Source organism: Streptomyces sp. NPDC006326, from assembly GCF_040612915.1.
GTDB lineage: Bacteria > Actinomycetota > Actinomycetes > Streptomycetales > Streptomycetaceae > Streptomyces.
On the sequence record NZ_JBEXRC010000055.1, the window covers coordinates 1 to 21,602 of the forward strand.

The following is a 21,602-nucleotide window of genomic DNA, read 5'->3' on the forward strand; positions in this document are numbered from 1 at the left end:
AATAATAATTTTATATAATTAATGTTGTTTTTTTTTATTTTTTGTAATACACAGATGGGGGGGGGGGGGGGGGGGGGGGGGGGGGGGGGGGCCCCCCCCCCCACCCCCCCCCCGCCCGTGCCGCCCGGTGCGGCCGCGGATCAGCCGGTCGCCACCCGGGCGGCCCCTGCTGCCGCTACCGCGAAAGCACGGTGTCGGCCACCGACGGCGGTACGGGCGCGTGCGCCGACGGGCGGGCGGTGAAGGTGCCCCTGCCCTGCGTGCGGCTGCGGAGCGCGGACGCGTAGCCGAACAGCTCGGCCAGCGGAACCGCCGCCGTGACCTGCGCCGAGCCGGGTCGGGCAGCGGAGCCCACGACCCGGCCGCGCCGCGCCGCCAGGTCGCCCAGCACGCTGCCGACGGCCTCGTCCGGGACGGTCACCGTGATCTCGGCGACCGGTTCGAGGAGCTCCATCGTGCTCGCCCGCAAGGCCTCGCGCAGCGCGAACCGGCCCGCGGCACGGAAGGCCGGCTCCGAGGAGTCCTTGGAGTGCGTCGCCCCGTCGGTGAGGGTGACGCGCAGTCCGGTCACCGGGTAGCCGCCGAGGGGGCCCTCCGCGAGGGCGTCCCGGCACCCGGCCTCCACGGCACGCGCGTACTCCTGCGGCACCCGGCCGCCGACGACCGTCGACCGGAACGCGAACCCCTCCTCTCCCAGCGGTTCCACATCGATGACCACGTGCGCGAACTGGCCGGCGCCACCGTCCTGTTTGACGTGCCGGTGGACCAGGCCCCGCACGCCCCGTACGACGGTCTCCCGGTACGACACCTGCGGACGGCCCACGGCGAGCTCCAGGCCGTGGCTGCGGCGGATCTTCTCCACCGCGACCTCCAGGTGGAGCTCTCCCAGACCGGACAGCACGGTCTGCCCGGTCTCCCGGTCGGTCCGCACCACCAGCGAGGGGTCCTCCTCGGCTAGCCCGGCCAGCGCCGAGGCCAGCCGTCCGGTGTCCGTGGCACGGCGGGCCTCCACCGCCACCGAGACCACCGGTTCGGCCACCGAGGGCGGTTCGAGGAGCAGCGGAGCACCCGGCGCGCACAGGGTCGTGCCCGCGCGGGCGGTCTTCGGCCCGATCACGGCGACGATGTCACCGGCCGTCACCTCCTCCATCTCCCGGTGCCGGTCGGCCTGCACCCGCAGGATGCGGCCGATCCGCTCGGTCCGCCCGGTCGCGGCGTCGAGCACCTGCTCTCCCTTGCGGGCCGTGCCCGCGTAGACGCGCAGGTAGGTGAGCCGGCCCGTCGGGGTCGCGGTCACCTTGAAGGCGAGGGCCGTGAACGGCGCCGCCGGGTCGGTGGCCCGCTCGTGGGCCGGCCCGTCCGCATGCCCGGCGAGGGTCCCGCGTACGGGCGCCACCTCGGCGGGTGACGGCAGGTACGCGAGCACCGCGTCCAGCAGCGGCTCGATGCCGCGGTTGCGGTAGGCCGAGCCGCCGAGCACGACGACGCCGTCCCCGGAGAGGGTCAGCTCGCGCAGCGCCGCGGCGAGCGTGCGCTCGGTCAGGGCGGAGGTGGCGCAGAACTCCTCCAGGGCGCCCGCGTGCAGTCCGGCCACGGTCTCCTCCAACAGGGCGCGCCGGCGGGCCGCCTCCTCGCGGAGCGGTTCGGGGACCGGCCCGCTCTCGGGGACCTCGGCGCCGTCGTGCCAGACGAGGGCGCGCATCCGGAGCAGGTCGACGACGCCGGTGAACTGCTCCTCGCGTCCGATGGGCAGTTGGACGACCAGGGGGACGACGCCGAGCCGGTCCTCGATGGACGCGACCGCCGCGTCGAGATCGGCGCCCGGGCGGTCCAGCTTGTTGACGAAGGCGATCCGAGGCACGCCGTGCCGGTCCGCCTGCCGCCACACCGACTCGCTCTGCGGCTCGACGCCCGCGACGGCGTCGAACACGGCGACCGCCCCGTCGAGGACGCGCAGGGCGCGCTCGACCTCGTCGGAGAAGTCGACGTGACCGGGTGTGTCGATGAGGTTGAGCCGGTGGCCCTCCCAGGCGCAGCTCACGGCGGCCGCGAAGATGGTGATCCCGCGGTCGCGTTCCTGGGCGTCGTAGTCGGTTACGGTCGTGCCGTCGTGGACCTCGCCGCGCTTGTGGACGGCTCCGGTCGCGTACAGGATCCGCTCGGTGATCGTGGTCTTGCCCGCGTCCACGTGGGCGAGGATGCCGAGGTTGCGGAGGGTACGGAGGGCCGTCAGGGCGGCAGTGGCCGTGGTGGTCGTCGTGGTGGGGGCGGAGGGTCGCCGGTCGGTGCGCATGGCCCGATGCCTTTCGGCTGGTTGGGAACAGGGCAGCGCGATTCCCCGACGGCACGTGGACCGCCGCCGCCACCGCATGCGCCGGCCCCCGCAGCCACTGGTATGGGGCGGGCGGGAGCCTGGCAGGAAGACGGTGGAGGGCGGTTCAGGAGTGCGTCAGGGGCGTACGGTGGCGGCCGCGCAGCCGGCACCGCGCGCTCCGGGACACCGGGATCACGTCGTACCGGGAACGGGGAAGGGGGGCGGGGGCGGTGGCGGCGGCGCTCACGCGGTTGCTGCACATGGCCTGCTCCCCTCCCCTCTGCGGTCTGCTCAACTCGGCGACGTACGCGCCGTGATTCGGGTGCGGCGCGTGAGGTGAGTGTAGGGAGGCGGACGGCCGGGGAGCACGCGGTTTTTGCCGCGGGCTCCCCCGGCGGCCGGCGGTTCAGCCGTTCGGCCGTTCAGCTCCGTTCAACCGTTCAGCCGTTCAGCCGTTCAGCCGTTCAGCCGTTCAGCCGTTCAGCGACTGCATCAGCTCGGGCGCGTACCGGTCGCCCGAGACCACCCCGTGCGGGGCCACGGCGTCGAGGGCGGCCAGGTCCGCGTCGGTGATCGTCACGGCGGTGGCGGCGATGTTCTCCTCCAGGTAGCGGCGGCGCTTGGTGCCGGGGATGGGCACGGCGCCCTGGCGCAGGGTCCAGGCCAGCGCCAGCTGCGAGGGGGTGACGCCCTTCTCGGCGGCGAGGCGGCGCACCTGGTCGACGACGGCCAGGTTGCGGCCGAAGTTCTCGCCCTGGAAGCGGGGGTCGGTGCGGCGGAAGTCGTCGGCGGCGAAGTCGTCCGGAGTGGTGATCGCGCCCGAGAGGAAGCCGCGGCCGAGGGGCGAGTAGGCGACGAGTCCGATGCCGAGCTCGCGGAGGGTGTCCAGGACGCCGTCCTGCTCGATACCGCGCTCGAAGAGGCTGTACTCGGTCTGTACGGCGGCCAGCGGGTGCACGGCGTGGGCGCGGGCGATGGTGGCGGGGGCAACCTCGCACAGGCCGATGTGGCGGACCTTTCCGGCGGCCACGAGCTCGGCCATGGCGCCGACGCTCTCCTCGATCGGGACGGCCGGGTCGACGCGGTGCAGGTAGTACAGGTCGATGTGGTCGGTGCCGAGGTGGCGCAGGGAGCGGTCGGCGGCGTGGCGGATGTACTCGGGGGTTCCGTTGTGGCCGCGGAAGGCGCCGTCGTCGCCGAACTCGACGCCCGTCTTGGTGGCGATCACCGCGGCCTCGCGCCGGCCGGCGAGCGCCTTGCCGAGGAGCTGCTCGTTGATGAAGGGGCCGTAGCCCTCGGCGGTGTCGAGGAGCGTGACACCCAGTTCCAGGGCGCGGTCGATGGTGGCGAGCGACTCGGCCTCGTCGGTGGCTCCGTAGTGGGCGCTCATGCCCATCAGGCCGAGGCCCTCGGCGCCGACCTCCAGGCCCTGGCCGCCCAGTGCACGGATCTCCATGATGTTCTCCTGACCATGTAAGTAACTAACTGGTTAGCTCCACTATGAACGCAGCCTCCGGCGCATGTCAATAACTGGATAGTTACTTGCTAGGCTCGGACCATGGCACGGGATTCCAGCGCAACCAGGGCACGGCTGCTCGACGCGGCCTTCGCCGAGTTCGCGGCGTACGGCATCGCCGGCGCACGGGTCGACCGCATCGCGGAGGCGGCTCAGGCGAACAAGCGGCTCATCTACGTCTACTTCGGCAACAAGGAGCAGCTCTTCGACGCCGTGCTCCAGCGGGCGCTGGAGCAGGGCTCGGAGTCCGTGCCGTTCGACGCCGGGGACCTGCCGGGGTACGCGGGAGCCGTCTTCGACCACCTGGTCGAGCGGCCGGCCCTGATGCGGCTGGTGGTGTGGAAGCAGCTGGAGCGGCCCGGGGCCACGGAGGCGGAGGCGGCGTCCTACCAGGGCAAGATCGCGGTCTTGGAGGCGGCACAGGAGGCGGGCCGGGTCGACCCGTACTTCGACGCCGCCGACGTGCTGACCCTGGTGATGGGCCTGTCACAGGCCTGGTTCGGCGCGATGGGCGGCCCGGCGGCGAACGGGTCGACCCCGGGCTGGCCCCGGGAACGCCTGGCCCGCCACCGGGCGGCGGTGGTGGAGGCGGTACGCCGCGTGACGACTCCCGCGGGGACATAGCCTCCCGGCTGCCCGGGGCGGGGCTCCGGGCCGGCGGGCGACGCCGGAGTCCAGCTCGCCGGCTCCGGCGGTGACGGGCCCGGCGAGTCGACCGCCGGCGCCGTGGTGGCGCGGGCGGGCGGCGGTCGACGGTCGGCCTGCGGGCTCGGACACGTCGACCTGTGAACGAGCCGGAGCCACCGCTTCGCCCCCGCCGCGACTCCGCCCGTGGCCCGTCGGCGCCCTGTCAGAGGACGTCCGGGCCGATCGCCCGGATCACGTCGGCACGGGGCCCGGGGCTCGGCGGCTGATCGAGCGGGATCCGCACGGGTTCGCCCGCCACGCTGTCCTACGGGGCGACCGGCAGCCGGCGCTTGTGCTCCGTGAGGCGGTAGCGGCGGACGATGGTCTCGAAGGCCCGCTCGTCGACCGGCTTGCCCTCCAGGAAGTCGTCGATGTCGTCGTAGGTGACGCCGAGGGCGTCCTCGTCGGCCTTGCCCGGGTCGAGGGTCTCCAGGTCGGCCGTCGGGGTCTTCCACACCAGCTCGGCGGGCGCGCCGAGCGCGTCCGCGACGGCGCGCACCCGGCGCTTGGTCAGGCCGGTCAGCGGGACCAGGTCGGCCGCGCCGTCGCCGAACTTGGTGAAGAAGCCGGAGACCGCCTCGGCGGCGTGGTCGGTGCCGACGACCAGGCCGTCGTGCGCGCCGGCCACCGCGTACTGGGCGATCATGCGCTGCCGGGCCTTGATGTTGCCGTGGACGAAGTCCTGGTGGCCTGCGTCGCGGAAGGCCACACCGGCAGCCAGCGTGGCCTCCAGCGCGGCGTCGCTCGCGGGCTTGACGTCCACGGTCAGCACGTGGTCGGCCCGGATGAAGGAGAGGGCGAGCTGGGCATCGTGCTCGTCGGCCTGGACTCCGTAGGGCAGCCGCATCGCGTAGAACCGCGCTTCATGCCCGGCCGCCCGGGCCCGCTCGACGGCGAGCTGGCACAGCCGGCCGGTAGTGGTGGAGTCGACGCCGCCGCTGATGCCGAGGACGAGGGAGCGCAGACCGGTGGAGGTCAGCTGCCCGGCGAGGAAGGCCACCCGGCGTTCGATCTCCCGCTCGGCCTCGAAGGTCTCGGCGACCTGGAGTTCCCGGGCGATCTCCTGCTGCAGGGCGATGGCCGCCGACTCGCTCACGTCTGCTCCTTGTTCCGCTTCACGTCGTGGTGTCGCGGCCACCCTACCCAGGGGGGCGGGCCGTACGGCTGTCAGGGGTTGCCCGGCCGCGGTCTGCCGGCCTGGCTTTGTTCATGAGTCGTGAGGTCAGTTGTTCAAGGTGACCTACGGACAGGTGCCTGGACCGTCCGCCGGCGCGGGGCCCCGTCGTCGGGGATCTCCGGGGAGGCGAAGTGGAACGGCACTCCGAGGTAGTCGGCCAGGGCCCGGCCCGCCTCGGCTGCGGCGGTACCCGGCTGGGAGCCGCCGGGGCCGTCGTGGACGGTCGCCATGCGCGTGGACCACCTGCTCCGCCTCGCGCAGGCCCAGATCCAGCGGGCGCAGGGCCTCCCACACGGCCCTGACTGCCATCATCCGGCGGTCGCGCAACACGTCCGTGTCGACTTCCCGGCGGGTCTGTTCCTCCAAGGAGGCCCACCAACCGCTCACAGGGCCCTCCGAACCGGATTCCATGCCGTGTGTCATGAGCCGAACGTACGTCAGTACGGGGGCGCGGGACGCCCCACCCCCGGCGTGGAGGAACCGGCAGCGGCGGGGCCCGCACCGCTGCCGGTTGGCGGGGCGCTCAGCGCTTCGCGCGGCCGCCCCGGCCCAGGCCCAGGCCCACCAGGACCGCCGCCCCGATCACGATCGCCGCGTCGATGGCGAGCACCGTGCGCACCCCGTGCAGGAGGGAGGCCTGCGTCGTGGCCAGGACGCCCAGGAGCGGGATTCCGAGGGTGAGGCCGACCTGCTGGGTGGTGGTGACCAGGCCGGTGGCCAGGCCCTGTTCCGCGTCCGGTACACCGCTGGTCACCGTCAGCCCGTACGAGACGATCGCGCCGAGGTGGAACATGCTGGCCACCGAAACGGCGAGCGTCGCCACCAGCGCCCCGGACCCGGCGCCCACCGCGAGCAGTCCGGCCGTGAGCAGTCCCTGTCCGAGCAGCGAGCCGATCAGGGTGCGCCGGGCGCCGAAGCGGCCGATGACCTTCGGGGCGTACGAGCCGGCGAACGCGGAGGCGACGCCCTGGACGCCGAAGACCAGGCCCGTCCGGAAGGAGGACAGCTGCAGCGTCTCCTGGAGGTAGAGCGTCAGTACGAAGATGACCGTCGACATCATCGAGAAGGTCACCAGACCGCCCGCGTTGCCCCAGGCCACGGTCCGCCGCTTGAGCATCGGCAGCGACACCAGCGGGGCGGCGGCCCGCCACTCGACCGCGACGAAGGCGACGAGCAGTACCAGCCCCGCCACCAGCGTGACCTGTACGTCGATGCCGCCGAAGCCGTGCTGGGCGGCCGTGGAGAGGGCGTAGATCAGCGCGAGCAGACCGCCGGTGACCGTGACGGCGCCGGGCACGTCCAGGCGGGGCCGTTCGGGGGTGCGGGACTCGGGCAGCAGCCGGGGGGCGAGGGCGAGGACGGACACCGCGGTGAGGGCGAGGAGCCCCATCGTGGAGCGCCAGCCGAGCGTGTCGGTCATGACCCCGCCGAGGACCATGCCGATGGTGAACCCGAGGGAGAGCAGCGTGCCGGAGATGCCGAGCGCCCTGTCCCGGAGCGGACCTTCGGGGAACGTGGTGGTCAGCAGGGACATGCCGGTCGGCACGATGATCGCCGCACCGACGCCCTGCAGGGCCCGTCCGGTCAGGAAGGACGCCGGGTCCCAGGCGAGGGTGGCCAGGAGCGAGGCGGCGCCGAAGAGTGCGAGGCCGGTCAGGAACAGCTTCCTGCGTCCGTACAGGTCGGCGATCCGGCCGAAGAGGAGGAGGAAGCCGCCGGAGGGCAGTGCGAAGGCGGTCACCGCCCACTGGAGCGCGGACCGGCTCAGGCCCAGGTCCCGGCCGAGCACCGGCAGGGCCACGTTCAGTACGGAGAAGTCGAGCGCCACCATGAACTGGGCGGCGCACAGGACGAAGAGGACCAGCTTGGCCCGGCGCGAGAGCCGGTCGCCGGAGGGGGCTGCGGACGCGGGGCGCGGCGCGCCGGCCGCGGTTCCAGGGGTGGTCGTGGTCTGCGTATGCGTATCGATCGGCATGGCCACCACCCTCGCGGCAGGCGAAAGCCCGTGGAGAGTGGGAACTTATGCTGTTGGTGGCACCACCAGGCAGCCCACAGGGGGAGTTCGTGGCCACACCGATCGACAAGCACCGCCGTTCCGAGCTGCGCGAGTTCCTGATGAGCAGACGGGCCCGGATCAGCCCGGCCGAGGCCGGACTGCCGGACGGCGGGGCGCGTCGGCGCACTCCCGGCCTGCGCCGGGAGGAGGTCGCCGTGCTCGCCGGGGTCGGGGCCTCCTGGTATCAGTGGCTCGAACAGGGGCGTGACATCACGGTGTCCGGGCAGGTCCTCGACTCGGTCAGCCGGGTCCTGAAGCTGACCAGTGCCGAGCGCCGCCACCTGTACGTCCTGGCGGGGCTCAACCCGCCCGTCCTTGAGGTCGCGCCCGCCGACCGGGAGATGTGCCAGGGGCTGAAGCGGCTGATCGACGCGTGGATGCCGTTCCCCGCGCACATCATGGACGCGTACTGGAACACGGTGATGTACAACGACGCGGCCTCGCTGGTGCTCGGCATGCGTCCGGAGATCGTGCAGAACTGTCTGATCGCGTTCTTCACCGACCCCCTCTACAAGGCCCGTTCCCGGCACTGGGAGGAGATCGCCTGCAAGGTGGTCGCCCAGTTCCGGGCGGCGTGCTCGGAACTGCCCGACGACGAGGGTTTCCGCGCGGTCGTCGAGGAGGCCAGGGAACTCAGCCCGGAGTTCGCCGCGTTGTGGGAGCGGTGGGACATCCAGCCGGGCGGCCAGATGCAGAAGGAGATCGAGCACCCGGTCGTGGGGACGTTGTACGTGGAGTCGACCCAGCTGCGGGTGCCCGCGCGGCCGGACCTGTCGATCGTGCTGCACACGCCGCTGCCGAACACCGAAACGGCCGAGAAGCTGGAATGGCTGGTGTCGCCGGACGGACGGCGCGAGTCCATGTACCCGGTGGCCGGCTGAGCACGCCGGGGCCGGACACCGGTTCGGGCACCACCGCCCAGCGGTGGTGCCCGAACCGGAGGGGCATCACGCCCCGTTCCCTACCAGCGGTACCAGCGGCCGCCGCCACCTGCGGGCCGGGCGATGAACCCGAGCACCCAGATCACGAGGACGGCGAGCGCCAGCCACCACAGCACCTTCACTGCGAAACCCGCACCGAAGAGGACCAGGGCGAGCAGCAGAACCAACAGCAGGGGAACCATGTCAACCACCTCCGCACCCCCGCATGCCCTGCTCCCTTCCGGTCATGCACACGTCGTCGTGAAGCCTTGACCCCGCCCTTTGGCGCTCCCGGTTCGGCAAGGTCGAGACCGTTCCCTTCCCGCCGGAACCACGATCGCTCACGGCGATCGCTCATCCGGGCCCGGCCGGGTATACGCGGCCCATGAATCGGACTTGGCACGGACGGAAGTGGGCCACGACATGGGCCACGAGGAAGGCAACGCCACGAACCGCGGCGGAAGAAGAGGCCGTGGAACGGCGAACGGGCAGCGGCCGGGCCGGGCCGGTGGTGAGGACCGCCGCGGTCCTGGCCGCGCTGGTCGGCACGATCGCGTTCAGCGTCGCGCTCGCCCGGCTGACCCTGGAGCCCTCCCCCGCCTCCGAGGCCCTGACCTACAGCAACGTGCACCCCGGGCGTTCGATCCGCGCCTACCTCGACCACGGGACCCCCACCCAGAACCTGCGGCAGCTCGGCGGGAACCTGCTGCTGGGCGTGCCGTTCGGGATGCTGCTGCCCGTGCTGCTGCCCCAGGCCCGCGGCCTGGTACGGGTGGCGGTGGGCACGACGGTGGTCATGACGCTCGTGGAACTGGTGCAGGGTGCACTCGTACCCGGCCGGGCCTTCGACGTCGACGACGTCATCCTGAACACGACGGGCGCCCTGCTCGGTTACCTCTTCATCGGCCGGCGCCTCGGCCGAGCCGTGCACCCCCGCCGTCACCACTGGTGGCACCGCCTCCGTCCGCGCCGGCGGGCCTCCGCGGACTGACGGGCCGGCCGGCCGGGCGCCACGTGGCCGAAGCGGGCGGCCCGGAGCGTTCCAGGATGCGCTTCCGCTCGCCCCGCCGGGGGCCGACACTTGACCGACGGCGCGCCGAGTCCGGCGGCACGGACCGGACGGCGAACGGAAAGGGAGACAGTGGACTTGCAGGTCGATCGTGCTCGCGTCCCGAACAGGACCGGTCCCGCCGGCACTCCGGCCGCCCCCGCCGGGGCGAGGCGGGACCGCTCCGTGCGCGCACGATCCGTCGTCCTGGGCTTGCTCCTGGCGCTCCTGGGCATCGCCTGGGCCGGTACGCACGATCTGCTGTCGAGCCTTGAGCGGCACGGCAGGCTGACTCCGCCCGACGCCCCGGCCGCGGTCGCCACCATCGTCAGCCTCGGCACCGTCATCGGTGTGCTCGTCGGCGCGATCCTGAACGGGATGGCCAAGCTGATCCAGGCGCGCGGCCAGAAGGACGCGGACATGGTGCGCGCGCGGGCGGAACTGCTCCGGGCGGAGGCCGATATGGTGCGCGCCCGCCACGGCCTGCCCCCGGCACCGGCCGAGGCCGTCCCGCCCACCGCCGGGACGCCGGACGAGGAAACCCCCGCACAGGGCGGGTGAGCCCGCACGGGGCGGGTGAGCGGGCACGGGCCGTTCAGGCGCCGCCGGGGCCGGGGTTCCAGTGCGCGTGCATGGCGGCCAGCGTGGGGAGTTCGGCCCCGTTGCGGGTGAGGACGACCGTGCCCCGCTCGCCCGCGCGGGCGGCCGGGGCATGAGAGGTGACGGTGTCCCAGGGGGCCCACAGGGCGTGCCGGGTGGCGCGGCGGGCGATGGCCGTCAGGGGCCAGGGGGCCTCGACCGGACGGTGGTCGTAGCCGAGCATGCGGGTGCGCCGCCGGGTGGCGATGACCAGGCCCTCGATGCGGAGCCGGAGCGTGCCGTCGGGGCCCCGCACGTCGGTCAGGCGGACATCGCTGACGTGTCCGATGTCGCGCCCGGCGGGGTCGCGTACGCGGGCGCCCATGAGGTCAGCCAGATGCATGGCCGGACCCGGGGAGGCGGGTGATGACGTTGTCACGGATCCAGTTCTCCAGGGGGTGGACTCCCGGGGCGCCTGCCGTCGGTGCGGCGGTGACGGCCGCGCCGACCGCGGTGACCTGTTCGATCGGGATACGGGCGGGGGTGGTGCCGCCGGTTCGCAGGCGGCGGGCGACGGCCGCGAGGAACCGGCCGGTGCGGCCGCCGAGGCGCGGCGCGAGGGCCGTGGGCCCCACGAGGACCGCGCTGACGTGCAGCCTGCCGTGCTCGTCCCGTACGAGCTCCAGGTCGTCGACCTTGGCGACGGACGTGCCGTCGCCGTCCACGACCTGCCGGTCCAGCAGGTGGAAACGGGCACTGTACGCCCGTCCCGCGCGGCGCTCGGCCTGCGGGTCCGGGGGCGGTGCGGGTGGCATCACAGGCCTGCTTTCGTCGCGAACATCAGGGGAATGGCCGCTGCCGCCGCGACCCCGATGATCACCAGGTAGATCACCCCGAGGGTGTTGGCCAGCCGGCCGTTGACCGCCTTGCCCATGTACTCGTGGTCGTTGGCCACCACGAGGATCGGCAGGTAGGTCAGGGGGAGGGCGACGGCGGCGAACACCAGGGAGTACTCGGTGACCTTGATCGGGTCGATCCCGGTGAGGACCAGCACGGCCCCGGCGATCATCGACACGATGACGACGAAGTGGAACCGCGAGGCGGTCCGGGGTGCCTGCGTCTTCCCCCACGTCCAGCCGAAGTACTGCGCGACGGTGTAGCCACTGGACAGCGCCGTCTCCAGCGCCGCTCCGAACGTGGCCGCGAACACCCCCAGCAGGGCGCAGGCGATGCCCACCCGGCCCAGGGTGGCCACGACGGGCAGCACCACCTGGGAGAGGTGGTCGACGGCGATGCCGGCCGGGTGCAGGACCAGTGCGGCGCAGGTCATGATGGCGAGGGCGAGGAGCCCGCCGAGCGGAAAGCCGATGAAGACGTTCAGACGCTCGATGAGCAGGTCCTTGCGGCTCCAGCGCTCCTCGATGCCGCCGGAGGAGAAGAAGAACACCTCGTACGGGGTCATGGCACTCGCGAACAGGGCGATCCCGTAGTAGAGGTACGTGGGCAGCCCTTCCCCGGACGGGACCGCTGGGTGGCTGACCTCCTGCCAGACGTGGCCCCACTGCGGGCCGAGGTGGAGGACGGCCACGATGAACACCACCAGGGCCAGGCCCGCCAGGCCGAAGACCCGTTCCATGGTCTCGAACCTCGTGCGCCAGATGACGGCCCACACGCAGAAGGTCACCGCCGGGATCCACAGCAGGTAGGACAGGGCGGTGAGCAGTTCGAGGGCCAAGGCGACACCCGCCAGTTCGGCCGCCAGGGTGAGCAGGGTGACCAGGAAGGACCCGGCCAGGTTGGCGAGGGCGACCCGGGGGCCCAGCCGCTCGCGGACGATGTCGAAGGTGGGGCGCCCCGACTGCGCGGCGACCCGGCCGGCCATCTCCGCGTACACGCAGATGCCGACCACGCCGAGCAGCAGCACCCACACCAGGGCGAATCCGAAGCGGGCGCCCACCAGCGAGGAGGCGACCAGGTCGCCGATGTCCACGAATCCGCCGATGGCGGTCAGGATGCCCAGGGTCACCGCGAGGAGGCGCTTCACGACAGGTTCTCCTCCAGGGCGTTCAGCCGGTCGAGGACGGCCGCGAGCCCGGATGCGTGGGCGCCCAGTTCCTCGATGCGGCCGCGGCGGGCGTCGATGCGCACCGCGGCCAGTTCGTCGGCGGCGTCGGAGAGCACCTCGCCCACCTGCCGGCGGACCCGGTCCGAGGCGGGGCCGGGCGGCTGGCGGGACATGAACGCCTCGTCGGCTCCGGCCAGGTCCTTCTCGGCTTCGCCCAGGATCGCCGAGAGGTAGGGCCCGGTCGCCTTCTTCTCGCCCGCCGCCTTCACCGCCAGGCCGGCGGTGCTGACCGCCGAGGCCGCGGCCTCGGCGGTGTTGGCCGCCTTGTGCCGGTAGTCCTCTTCCGTACGGGACGGCCCGGCGCAGCCTGCCGCCGCCATCGCCGCTGCGACGGCGAGGACCAGCCATCGCACCGCGGCGGGCGCCGTACGCGTGGGGCGCCGCATCAGCGGTCCCGTACGACGAAGTAGAGCCCCACTGCCAGCAGCAGGGCGAGCTGGCCCCAGGCGGCCAGCAGTACCAGGCCTTGATCCATGCGCCGCCTCCCGCAGCTTCCGTCCCTCCGGGCACCGGATACCCACTGCTTGCGCTTTCAGCGCACCACGCCGGCACGTCCCCGGGAGCGCGACACGCGGGTCACGGGCCCGCTCCGGTGCGGCCCGCGACGAGCCGGGCGCGGTCGATCGTCAGGTCCGGGTCGTGGAGCCGTACGCAGCGGTCGCTCCCGCGCGGTCGACGTCGGCCTTCTCGAACGCCGGGTCACCGGGGTTCTGCGGGTGGTGACCGTGGATGGGTTCGTATGGCGGATGGTTCCCCGGCCGGTCGTACGTGCAGACGCGGGTGAGGGCCGCACCACCCGGGAACACCGCCGGGATGCGGTTGCTTCGGCCGCCCCCCGATGTCGACCGGGCCGGAGACCCGCCCGTGGCCCCGGCGCTGGGGGGCGGCGGCCGGGGAGTCGCTCGGCACCGAGGTGGCGCCGCACCCCGGCCGGCACCGCCAGGAGGCCGGCCGCCGGCCCCTGCGGCCAGGAGCGGAGCGCGGCTGTCGCCTCGGCTCTCGGTTTCTTCGTTCCGGCGGCCGTCGGACCCCTTGCGCCGCCCCTCCAGACCATGCGGCAGGATGGCAGCCCCGTTCGGAATGCGCACACTCGCCCGAACGGGGCGCCCCGCACGACGAACTGACAGGTGACAAGGTGACGACACACCCCGTACGACGGCCCGCGGCGGCCGTCGCCACTCCCCCGGTCCGGCGCGGAGCGGAGGGGGTCCGTTGAACCGGGAACTCGTCCTGCACGACTGGCTGGTCGCCGGTATCGCGCTGGCCGCCGGTGCGGTGGCCGCGCTGCTGCTGCGCGCCCTGCTGCGCTGGCTCGGCCGGCACGCGCTCAGGACCCGCTGGGCCGGAGACGACCTCATCGTGGACGCGCTGCGCACCCTCGCACCGGGGGCGGCGGTCATCGCGGGCGCGGCGGTGGCCGCCTCGACGCTGCCGCTCACCGCGAGGCTCTCGGGGTTCGTGAACCAGTCCCTGACCGCCCTGCTCATCTTCATCGCCACGTTGAGCGCGGCCCGGGTCGTCGCCGGTCTGGTGCGGTCCGTGGCGCAGTCCCGTACCGGGGTCGCGGGATCGGCCACCATCTTCGTCAACATCACGCGGATCGTGGTGCTCGCGATGGGCGTGCTGGTCTCGCTGGAGACCGTGGGCGTGTCCATCGCGCCGCTGCTCACGGCCCTCGGCGTGGGCGGTCTGGCCGTCGCCCTGGCCTTGCAGGACACCCTCGCCAACCTCTTCGCGGGCGTGCACATCCTCGCGTCGAAGACCGTGCAGCCGGGTGACTACATCCGGCTCAGCAGCGGTGAGGAGGGCTACGTGGTCGACATCAACTGGCGCAACACGGTGGTCCGCAACCTGTCCAACAACCTGGTGATCATCCCCAACGGGCGGCTCGCCCGCACCAACATGACCAACTACACGCAGCCCGAGCAGCAGTTGTCGATCTCGGTCCAGGTGGGCGTGGGCTACGAGAGCGATCTGGAGCACGTCGAGCGGGTGACCCTCGACGTGGTCGACAGTGTGATGGCCGACATCAACGGGGCGGTGCCAGACCACGAAGGCGCCGTGCGCTTCCACACGTTCGCGGATTCCAGGATCGATTTCACCGTGATCCTCGGCGTCGGCGAGTTCAGCGACCAGTACCGGATCAAGCACGAGTTCATCAAGCGCCTGCACCGGCGGTTCCGGGCGGAGGGCATCTCCATTCCGGCGCCCACCCGTACGGTCGCACTGCACCACGGGGATTCCGCGCCGGTCGCGCCCGCCCCGGTACCGCACCAGCGCGGGTCGTCGATGTCGGGCGCGGTCAGCGGTAGTTGAGCTCGGCCAGTTCGGTGGCGAGGCGGCTCTGCAGCGCCGGGACCCGGACGAGTACGGGGAAGAGGGTGTTGCGCAGGCCGCGCAGGACCGGGTTGCGGGTGGTCGAGAGCCGGGTCAGCCGGTCGGTGAGGGCCACCACGCGCCGGGCCACGGGCCTGCGCGCGGACTCGTACGCGTCGAGGTTGCCGCCGGCGAGCGCGCGGCCGAGGGCGTACGCGTCCTGGATGCCGGTGTTCATCCCCTGGCCGCCGGCGGGGCTGTGCACGTGAGCGGCGTCGCCGGCGAGCAGGAGCCGGCCCCGGCGGTAGCGGTCGGCGATCCGGTGGTGGATCCGGAACCGGGAGGACCAGACGAGCGCGGTGACGGTGGCCTGGCCCGGGGCGCGCTCGTCCAGCAGGCGCTGGACGTCGGCGCGGTCCGGCCGGGCCGGCGCCTGCCGGGCCGTGGCGACGATCCGGTAGCGCCCGCCGGGCAGCGGGGCGACCACCGCGAGCCCGGCGCCGCCGAAGGTGAGCGAAACCTCCCGGGGGCCGGGTGCCCAGTCCATGGCGACGTCGGCGAGGACGAAGGTCTCCTCGTACGAACTGCCCGTGAAGCCGATCCCGGCGGCCTCGCGGACCACGCTGTGCATCCCGTCGGCGCCGACGGCGTACGCGGCGCGCAGGGTTTCTCCGGTGGCGGTGGTGAGGGTGACCCCGTCGGGGTCCTGGGTGAGGCCGGTGACCTCGTGGGGGCGGTGCACCTCGCCGCCGAGGGCGCGCAGCCGCTCCAGGAGCACCGCCTCCGTCTCGTACTGGGGGACCATCAGGGCGTACGGGTGGGCCGTGCGCAGGCCGTCGAAGGAGACGGTGCCCAGCAGGCGGGCGCCGTCGCGGACGCGGAAACGGCTGATGGGGATGCCGCGGCCGATCAGCTCGGCGGACAGCCCGTGCGAGGGGTCAAGCTCGTCGAGCACCTCCAGGGTGCGCGCGTGCACGACGGCGGCGCGGGAGGTGTTGGCGCCCTCCGCCTGCCGGTCGAGCAGGACGAAATCGACGCCGGCCTCGGCGAGGGTCACCGCGAGGGCCAGGCCGGTCGGACCGGCTCCGACGACGGCGACGGTGGTCCGGGCGGGAAGCGCCGGCAGAGGGGCCTGCGGGGCCATGGCGTACCTCCTCATGGGCCAACGCATGTTGGCCAACAGTTGTTGACTCCTTGGGTCCACAGTGCGCCTTCCGCCATGGCGTGTCAACGACTGTTGGCCTACATTCGTTGGCATGACACAGGGAGCGATGGCACAGGGAGCCATGACGCAGGGAGCCCAGACGAAGGCGGCGATCCTGCGAGCCGCGCGGGAGCGCTTCGCCGCGCAGGGATACGAACGGACGACGATCCGCGCCGTCGCGGCGGACGCGGAGATCGACCCCTCGATGGTGATGCGGTACTTCGGGAACAAGGAGAAGCTCTTCGAGGCGGCGCTGGCGGTGGACCTGCGGCTGCCGGACTTCTCGGCCGTGCCCGCCCGTGAGCTGCCCGCCGCACTGGTGGACCACTTCGTGGAGCGGTGGGAAGGGGACCCGGCGGACGACGCGCTGCTGGTTCTGCTGCGCTCCGCGGTGACGAACGAGCGGGCGGCCGAGCGGATGCGGGAGGTGTTCGCGAGCCAGGTCGCACCGGCCCTGGCGGCGGCGATCGGCCCGCAGCGGGCAGCCCGGGTGGCGGGTCTCGTCGCGGCCCAGCTCCTCGGACTGGGGCTGACCCGCTACCTCCTGCGCCTCCCGTCGGTCACCGCCCTCGACCGCCAGGACCTGGTCAGCGCTCTGGCGCCGGCCCTGGCGGCCACCCTGACGGCCTCCGGCTGACGCCGACCGGCGGAGCCGGCCCGGGTCAGGCGTCCAGGGGCTGCCACGCCGGGCCGTGCCCGTCCCGCCGGACGCGTCCGAACACCACGTCGGCGAAGTGGACGCCGAAACCGATGGTGTCGGGCTCCGCCAGCTCGGCGACGAGGCGGCGGCGGTGGTCTGCGGTCCGGGCGGGGTCGTGGTCGAAGCCCGAGGACCATTCGGGGTGGTCGATCTGGATCGGCGAGTGCACGGCGTCCCCGAAGGCGATCAGACGCCGGCCGCCCCCGGTGATGACGTACTCGGCGTGCCCGACGGTGTGGCCGGGAGTGATCCGCACGTGCACGCCGGGGAAGACCTCCTCCCCGTCGGTGATCGTACGGACGCGCGGGGCGAGGGCCGCGACCTGCTCGGCCATGCCCTGGGCCTCCAGGAGGTCACGGCGGTCCCACTCCTGTTCGGAGATCAGGTACTCGGCGTGGGCGAGCAGGGGCCGGTCGCCGCCGGGGGCGGGATGGCAGGCCCAGCCGAGGTGGTCGGAGTGGAGGTGGGTGAAGGCCACCGCTTCGATGTCCTCGGGGCGGCGGCCGAGTTCGGCCAGGCTGCCCGGAAGTGCACCACCCCGGATCGCGCCGAGCGGGCCGTCCGGGGCCTCGTGCGTCTGCGGGCCGAAGCCCGCGTCGATCAGCAGCGCGCGGTCGCCGTGCTCCACCAGCAGTCCGCCGACGCTCCCGACGAGGTGACCCGTGGCGTCCAGGTACTCCGGATGGGCCGCCCAGACCTCGTCGGTGGTGTCCTTGAGCAGGTGCAGCGGCCGGAGCCGCACGTCGCCGTCCGGCACGTACGACACCTTCGTGTCGCCCAGCCGAATCGTGCGGATCCCCGCCGGCCGGCGCAGTCGTCCGCCCTGATCAACCGTCACATCAGACATGGCTCTCCCCTGGAAGTGGTCACGATGAGGCCGTCGCCGCGCATCCCGCGGCGACGACGTCACCATAAGCATCAAGCTCGAATCATTCAAGCTTGCAATATGTGCGCTTGACGGACTTGCTAGGGTGGGGGCATGTCGACGTCCTCCGAGCCCCAGGCCATCGCCGAGCGACAGCTGTGCGGGCTGGTGAACGGACTGGCCCAGCGGATCGCCGAGCACGTACGGGAGCGCGCCGCCACCCTCGGCCTCACCGCGTCCCAGGCGACCGCGCTGCGGGAGATGAGCGGGCCGATGACCATGCGGGAGCTCTCCGAACGCATGAGCTGCGAGCCCTCCAACACCACCTTCGTCGTCGACAAGCTGGAAAAGCAGAGCCTGATCGAGCGGCACCCGCACCCCACCGACCGCCGCGCCAAGCACCTCGTCCTCACCGCCGAGGGCACCGCCCTGCGCGAACGCCTCCTCGGACTCCTCGCCGTCGACTCCCCGCTGTCCGCCCTCACCCCGCAGGAGCAGCGCGTCCTGCACGGCCTGCTGGAGCAGGCCGTCACCCCTCAGTGAGCCGGCGGCGGTGACGCGTCCCGGGCGGACCATCCGCCGGACTCGACGAGGGCGATCTCCTCGTCGACGGCAAGGACTTCCGCGGACCGGCCCATGAGGCGGAGCTGTAGCCGGTAGTAGGACAAGGAGCGGACGAGGAGCTCGGCCCGTTCGGGTTCGAGCGTGCACATACGGCGTGCGGCGGCGACGGATTCCGCCCGCAGGGCCAGGGCCGTCTCCGGCCGGTGGGCGAACTGGCGGCTGTACTTCCCCAGCGCGACGGCCAGCTTGGGCAGGTAGGCCAAGGGACTCACCTGGACCAGTACGCGGTAGGCCGCGACCCGTTCTCCCACCGAGGGCTTTCCGGATCCGAGGAGGGCGACCCGTGCTCGCAGTACCGCGTCGTGATTGATGTGCGCCGAGTGATTCATGACGGTGATTCTCAAAGCTGCGCACGGGCCCGGACAAGGTTCTTCGACTATGCCGTCCGTCCTACGAAAACGGCCTCTGACCTGTCATGATGGATACGTATTCACCCCTGTGAGCCCCCGGCGGCCACCGCGAGGCGTCCCCAACTCAGCAGCCCAGGCGGGTTTTCACCAGGTACTCGGCCTCCTCGGTCAGCCGTGCACGCCGCTCCTGGCCCTGCGCGCGGTCGAGTTCGCCCCGCAGCGCCGACTCCGTACGCAGCACCGTCGCCCGCGGAACCGGGATCCGCTGGCCGGGCTTCTCCGTGAACGGCTGCAACTCCCCCGCCACGGCCTGCGCATCGTCGGAGGCCCCGCGGCGCAGCGAGAGGAACACGCGGGCCAGCCAGTCCGCCGGGATCTTCACCATCAGGTCGGTCATGTACGGGCAACGACGCACCACCGTCGACGTGACTCCCCGTCCCCCACCCGGACCAAGCGCGGGCGCTGCGTCCCGGCCCCTCAGCGGCGTGTGGGGGCGGGTGGGACGTGAACGGCCAGGGCGCAGACGTCGTCGCGGCCGCCGGGGGCCAGCTCGGCGAGGATACGGGCGAGCGGGTCCCGCTGGTGCGTGACGACCGCCCGGACCGCGGCGTCCGCGAGCCGGGCCATGCCGTGGTAGATGTCCTCCCCCGGTTCCTCGATCAGGCCGTCCGTGTAGAGCAGCAGGTGATCCCCCGGCTCCAGCTGGAGCGTCGCCTCGGCGTACCGGGCCTCGAAGGTGGCGCCGAGGAGCGGGCCCGCGGGCTGGGGAAGGAAGCGGGGGGTGCCGTCGCGGATCAGCAAGGGGGGCAGGTGGCCGGCCCGGACCCAGGTCAGGAGGTGGGTGGCCGGCTGGTAGTGGGCCATCACCATGGTGGCGGTGGTGCTGTACGGGTCGGTCGCGGAGTGCAGCAGCAGCGCGTTGAGCCGGACCAGCACGTCGGAGAGGGTGGAGCCGGTGACGATCATACCCTTGGCGGTGAACCGCAGTTGGGCCATGGTGCCGACGGCGTCGAGACCGTGGCCGGCCACGTCGCCGACGACGAAGAGAGCGCGCTCATCGGGGAGTTGGATGGCGCTGTACCAGTCGCCGCCGACGTTGACGCCGCTGTCGGCGGGGACGTAGAGGACGTCGACGGCGAGGCCCGCGAGGTCCATCGACCTCTCGGGGGCGGGCAGCAGCGCCTGGCGCAGCCGGGCGGCGATGTTGCGTTCGGCGCGGAGCATGCCGCGCTGGACCAGCATGGCCCGCTCCTGCTCGTGCAGGGCGAGTTCGGCGTCGCGCTGGGCCGTGCGGTCCTGGAAGAAGCCGTGGACCTCGACCGGCCTGCCCTCGGCGTCCGTCCGCGCTTCGGCGACGATCCGCAGGTGGCGTACCCCGTCCGCGGTGACGATGCGGAACTGCTGGTCGATCGGCCGGCCCTCGCCGAGCAGGCGCTCCACGGCCGCGCCCAGCGTCGGCAGGTCCTCGGGGACCAGGTGCTCCGGAAGCTCCTCCAGCCTCATGGGCCCGAGGGCGGGATCGCGGTCGAAGATGGCATAGACCTGCTCGGACCAGGTGATGCTGTCCGTGGTCAGGTTCCAGTCGGCCCAGCCGAGGTTGCCGAGGCGCTGCATGGCCGCGAGCCGGAGCGTTTCGCGCAGGCCCGTGTCATGGCGGATCCAGGAGACGACCAGACGGTCCCCGAGCCGGGTCGCGCGGACCGAATAGGTCGACTCCTCCGGTACGCCGGCGATGACCTCCTGGTAGACGAACGGCTCGCCCTCGTACGTGGTTCCCGTGGTCAGGGCGTCGTGGTAACCCTGCCACAGCGGGCTGCCGGCGACGGTGGGGTAGGTCTCCAGGACGCTCAGTCCCACGAGCTCCTTGCCGCACCGGCCCGCGATGTCCACCGAACCCGGCGCGGCCGCGTCGATGCGGTAGTCCTCCACCTCTCCGCTCGGCGAGCGCACGGGCGAGAGCAGGATCGCCGTCCCCGACAGGGCGTCGAAGACGGCCTGGATGTCCGCCACCTCCTGGCTGGCGGTCACGGCAGGGCGCGCGGAGTCGGCGGCGGACGCGTCGCCGTCGCGTTCGGGGGGGCCGGCGGTCCCGGAGCCGTCCCCCGGGCCGGCGGCTTCCGCGTCCGGTGCGGAGCCGGCTTCCGGGCTGCGGGAGCCCGGTGGGCCGTCGGCGTCGGCGCGCTCCTCACGCGGCGCGCCACCGGCCGGCAGGACGCCGCTCAGGCTGCTCACCATGCCCACGGTCTGCTGGAGCAGGGAGCGGACCTCGGGACCGAACGGGGCCAGGCGGGTCCGCAGGAAGCCCACGACGGTGGTGACGTGCCCCTGTGCGGTGACGGGGATCCAGGCGCGGGTGGACCATCGGCCCGGCGGCTTGCCGATGAGGAGGTAGCGTTCGGCGTCCGCCACCGGGTCCTCCAGCCACAGCGGCTGCTGGGAGGCCGCGACTTCCAGCGCCGCCACGCCCTCGAACGGCGGGATGTGCTGCCACTGGGCGGCCAGCGCGGCATCGACGCCCGCATGGCCCATGAGTTCCAGCCGCCCGGATTCCGTGACGGAGTAGATCAGGACGGCGTCCACGCACGCCGGCTCCTGCAGGGCCTCCCGCAGGAGTGCGGCCACGTCGCCGGGGGTACGCGCACGGGCGAGGGCTCCGGGGAATCCGGCCGGCAGCCGCCGGGCGCCGCCGCCCCCGTCCCCCGTCGGAACGTAGCGGGCGGAATCAAACACCGAGCCGCGCCGGTGGTCTGCCTGCCCGGCGGTCCCGGGCCGCTGCGCGGCGGGGGAGGCGGGACGGAACCGGCCCAGGGTGATCCAGCACTCCTCCATCAGCGTCCGGTCGTGGACCTCAGCACGCCGGACCAGGGTTTCGTACGCGACGTCCGCCGGGACTCGGTCCTCGGCCATCACCACGCCCTTGGCCCGTTCCAGGATCCCGGTGACGGAGGCCAGGCCCTCCAGGTCCACGACCTCGGATCGCAGCCTGGCCACGACTTTGGCCAGCGCCAGCAGCTCGGGGGCGGGACCGTCGTCGGGCACCCCGGATCCGGATTCCATGCTCCGAGCATGCCACGCCCCGGGGAGGGCAGCGTCCCCATGGAGGATTCAGCCATCCGGCGGC

The 21,602-nt window shown here is 72.9% G+C and carries 22 protein-coding genes; 7 read left to right on the forward strand and 15 right to left on the reverse strand.

Annotated features, from left to right (window positions below; all coding sequences use genetic code 11):
• Nucleotides 1-175: 175 nt before the first annotated feature.
• Entirely contained in the window at nucleotides 176-2,293 is a 2,118-nt protein-coding gene (gene fusA, locus ABZ128_RS30745; RefSeq protein ID WP_356852561.1) for an elongation factor G, read from the reverse strand.
• A gap of 493 nt (nucleotides 2,294-2,786) precedes the next feature.
• The gene (locus tag ABZ128_RS30750; protein ID WP_356852563.1) at nucleotides 2,787-3,770 is read right to left on the reverse strand and encodes an aldo/keto reductase; all 984 of its coding nucleotides are present in this window, start codon (nucleotides 3,768-3,770) and stop codon (nucleotides 2,787-2,789) included.
• Between the two features lie 102 nt (nucleotides 3,771-3,872).
• Between ABZ128_RS30750 and ABZ128_RS30755 the strand changes: the two genes are divergently transcribed.
• On the forward strand, nucleotides 3,873-4,454 hold the full coding sequence (locus tag ABZ128_RS30755; protein WP_356852565.1) for a TetR family transcriptional regulator: 582 nt from the start codon (nucleotides 3,873-3,875) through the stop codon (nucleotides 4,452-4,454).
• Between the two features lie 328 nt (nucleotides 4,455-4,782).
• Here ABZ128_RS30755 and nadE read toward each other — a convergent pair whose 3' ends face one another.
• The 3 genes from nadE to ABZ128_RS30770 all read right to left on the reverse strand — a co-directional run bounded on the left by nadE (nucleotide 4,783) and on the right by ABZ128_RS30770 (nucleotide 7,669).
• Nucleotides 4,783-5,613, reverse strand: a complete 831-nt coding sequence (gene nadE, locus ABZ128_RS30760; RefSeq protein ID WP_356852566.1) for an ammonia-dependent NAD(+) synthetase — start codon at nucleotides 5,611-5,613, stop codon at nucleotides 4,783-4,785.
• Between the two features lie 134 nt (nucleotides 5,614-5,747).
• Nucleotides 5,748-5,924, reverse strand: a complete 177-nt coding sequence (locus ABZ128_RS30765) for a hypothetical protein (RefSeq protein ID WP_356852568.1) — start codon at nucleotides 5,922-5,924, stop codon at nucleotides 5,748-5,750.
• A gap of 293 nt (nucleotides 5,925-6,217) precedes the next feature.
• Nucleotides 6,218-7,669, reverse strand: a complete 1,452-nt coding sequence (locus tag ABZ128_RS30770; RefSeq protein ID WP_356852570.1) for an MFS transporter — start codon at nucleotides 7,667-7,669, stop codon at nucleotides 6,218-6,220.
• 140 nt (nucleotides 7,670-7,809) lie between these two features.
• Between ABZ128_RS30770 and ABZ128_RS30775 the strand changes: the two genes are divergently transcribed.
• Nucleotides 7,810-8,631, forward strand: a complete 822-nt coding sequence (locus ABZ128_RS30775) for a helix-turn-helix transcriptional regulator (protein ID WP_356852628.1) — start codon at nucleotides 7,810-7,812, stop codon at nucleotides 8,629-8,631.
• 80 nt (nucleotides 8,632-8,711) lie between these two features.
• Here the strand turns inward: ABZ128_RS30775 and ABZ128_RS30780 are convergent, their stop codons facing one another.
• Nucleotides 8,712-8,873: a hydrophobic protein gene (locus ABZ128_RS30780; protein WP_356852571.1), complete on the reverse strand. Its 162-nt coding sequence runs from the start codon at nucleotides 8,871-8,873 to the stop codon at nucleotides 8,712-8,714.
• A 305-nt stretch (nucleotides 8,874-9,178) separates the two neighbouring features.
• Here ABZ128_RS30780 and ABZ128_RS30785 point away from each other — a divergent pair, with 305 nt between their 5' ends.
• Both ABZ128_RS30785 and ABZ128_RS30790 read left to right on the forward strand, forming a co-directional pair.
• The gene (locus ABZ128_RS30785; RefSeq protein ID WP_356852629.1) at nucleotides 9,179-9,661 is read left to right on the forward strand and encodes a VanZ family protein; all 483 of its coding nucleotides are present in this window, start codon (nucleotides 9,179-9,181) and stop codon (nucleotides 9,659-9,661) included.
• Between the two features lie 243 nt (nucleotides 9,662-9,904).
• Nucleotides 9,905-10,279 (forward strand): hypothetical protein, encoded by a 375-nt coding sequence (locus tag ABZ128_RS30790; RefSeq protein ID WP_356852573.1) that lies wholly within the window; start codon nucleotides 9,905-9,907, stop codon nucleotides 10,277-10,279.
• Nucleotides 10,280-10,313: 34 nt separating this feature from the next.
• On the opposite strand, the gene ABZ128_RS30795 is transcribed toward ABZ128_RS30790, so the two are convergent.
• Genes ABZ128_RS30795 through ABZ128_RS30810 form a run of 4 tightly spaced genes read right to left on the reverse strand, consistent with a single transcriptional unit; the run spans nucleotide 10,314 to nucleotide 12,808 of the window.
• A complete protein-coding gene (locus ABZ128_RS30795; protein ID WP_356852574.1) occupies nucleotides 10,314-10,700 on the reverse strand; it encodes a hypothetical protein in 387 nt (128 codons plus the stop codon).
• Complete coding sequence (locus ABZ128_RS30800; RefSeq protein ID WP_356852575.1) at nucleotides 10,687-11,112, reverse strand: hypothetical protein; 426 nt, start codon at nucleotides 11,110-11,112, stop codon at nucleotides 10,687-10,689. The genes ABZ128_RS30795 and ABZ128_RS30800 overlap by 14 nt, the downstream gene beginning before the upstream one ends.
• Entirely contained in the window at nucleotides 11,112-12,341 is a 1,230-nt protein-coding gene (locus tag ABZ128_RS30805; protein WP_356852576.1) for a divalent metal cation transporter, read from the reverse strand. The genes ABZ128_RS30800 and ABZ128_RS30805 overlap by 1 nt, the downstream gene beginning before the upstream one ends.
• Nucleotides 12,338-12,808 carry a hypothetical protein gene (locus ABZ128_RS30810; protein WP_356852578.1) on the reverse strand — a complete coding sequence of 157 codons (471 nt, stop codon included), beginning with the start codon at nucleotides 12,806-12,808 and terminating at the stop codon, nucleotides 12,338-12,340. Before ABZ128_RS30810 ends, ABZ128_RS30805 begins: the two co-directional genes overlap by 4 nt.
• An 826-nt stretch (nucleotides 12,809-13,634) precedes the next feature.
• Between ABZ128_RS30810 and ABZ128_RS30815 the strand changes: the two genes are divergently transcribed.
• On the forward strand, nucleotides 13,635-14,738 hold the full coding sequence (locus tag ABZ128_RS30815; protein WP_356852579.1) for a mechanosensitive ion channel family protein: 1,104 nt from the start codon (nucleotides 13,635-13,637) through the stop codon (nucleotides 14,736-14,738).
• On the opposite strand, the gene ABZ128_RS30820 is transcribed toward ABZ128_RS30815, so the two are convergent.
• On the reverse strand, nucleotides 14,725-15,882 hold the full coding sequence (locus ABZ128_RS30820; protein WP_356852581.1) for an FAD-dependent monooxygenase: 1,158 nt from the start codon (nucleotides 15,880-15,882) through the stop codon (nucleotides 14,725-14,727). The two genes, ABZ128_RS30815 and ABZ128_RS30820, sit on opposite strands and share 14 nt — an antisense overlap.
• Nucleotides 15,883-15,994: 112 nt before the next feature.
• Between ABZ128_RS30820 and ABZ128_RS30825 the strand changes: the two genes are divergently transcribed.
• Nucleotides 15,995-16,579: a TetR family transcriptional regulator gene (locus ABZ128_RS30825; protein WP_356852583.1), complete on the forward strand. Its 585-nt coding sequence runs from the start codon at nucleotides 15,995-15,997 to the stop codon at nucleotides 16,577-16,579.
• A 25-nt stretch (nucleotides 16,580-16,604) separates the two neighbouring features.
• Here the strand turns inward: ABZ128_RS30825 and ABZ128_RS30830 are convergent, their stop codons facing one another.
• Nucleotides 16,605-17,489 (reverse strand): MBL fold metallo-hydrolase, encoded by an 885-nt coding sequence (locus ABZ128_RS30830; protein ID WP_356852585.1) that lies wholly within the window; start codon nucleotides 17,487-17,489, stop codon nucleotides 16,605-16,607.
• Nucleotides 17,490-17,621: 132 nt separating this feature from the next.
• Here ABZ128_RS30830 and ABZ128_RS30835 point away from each other — a divergent pair, with 132 nt between their 5' ends.
• Nucleotides 17,622-18,050: a MarR family transcriptional regulator gene (locus tag ABZ128_RS30835; RefSeq protein WP_356852587.1), complete on the forward strand. Its 429-nt coding sequence runs from the start codon at nucleotides 17,622-17,624 to the stop codon at nucleotides 18,048-18,050.
• On the opposite strand, the gene ABZ128_RS30840 is transcribed toward ABZ128_RS30835, so the two are convergent.
• The 3 genes from ABZ128_RS30840 to ABZ128_RS30850 all read right to left on the reverse strand — a co-directional run bounded on the left by ABZ128_RS30840 (nucleotide 18,044) and on the right by ABZ128_RS30850 (nucleotide 21,538).
• On the reverse strand, nucleotides 18,044-18,460 hold the full coding sequence (locus ABZ128_RS30840) for a hypothetical protein (protein WP_356852589.1): 417 nt from the start codon (nucleotides 18,458-18,460) through the stop codon (nucleotides 18,044-18,046). The two genes, ABZ128_RS30835 and ABZ128_RS30840, sit on opposite strands and share 7 nt — an antisense overlap.
• 145 nt (nucleotides 18,461-18,605) lie before the next feature.
• A complete protein-coding gene (locus ABZ128_RS30845; protein WP_356852591.1) occupies nucleotides 18,606-18,878 on the reverse strand; it encodes a hypothetical protein in 273 nt (90 codons plus the stop codon).
• An 80-nt stretch (nucleotides 18,879-18,958) separates the two neighbouring features.
• Nucleotides 18,959-21,538 carry a SpoIIE family protein phosphatase gene (locus tag ABZ128_RS30850; protein ID WP_356852592.1) on the reverse strand — a complete coding sequence of 860 codons (2,580 nt, stop codon included), beginning with the start codon at nucleotides 21,536-21,538 and terminating at the stop codon, nucleotides 18,959-18,961.
• Between the last annotated feature and the right edge of the window lie 64 nt (nucleotides 21,539-21,602).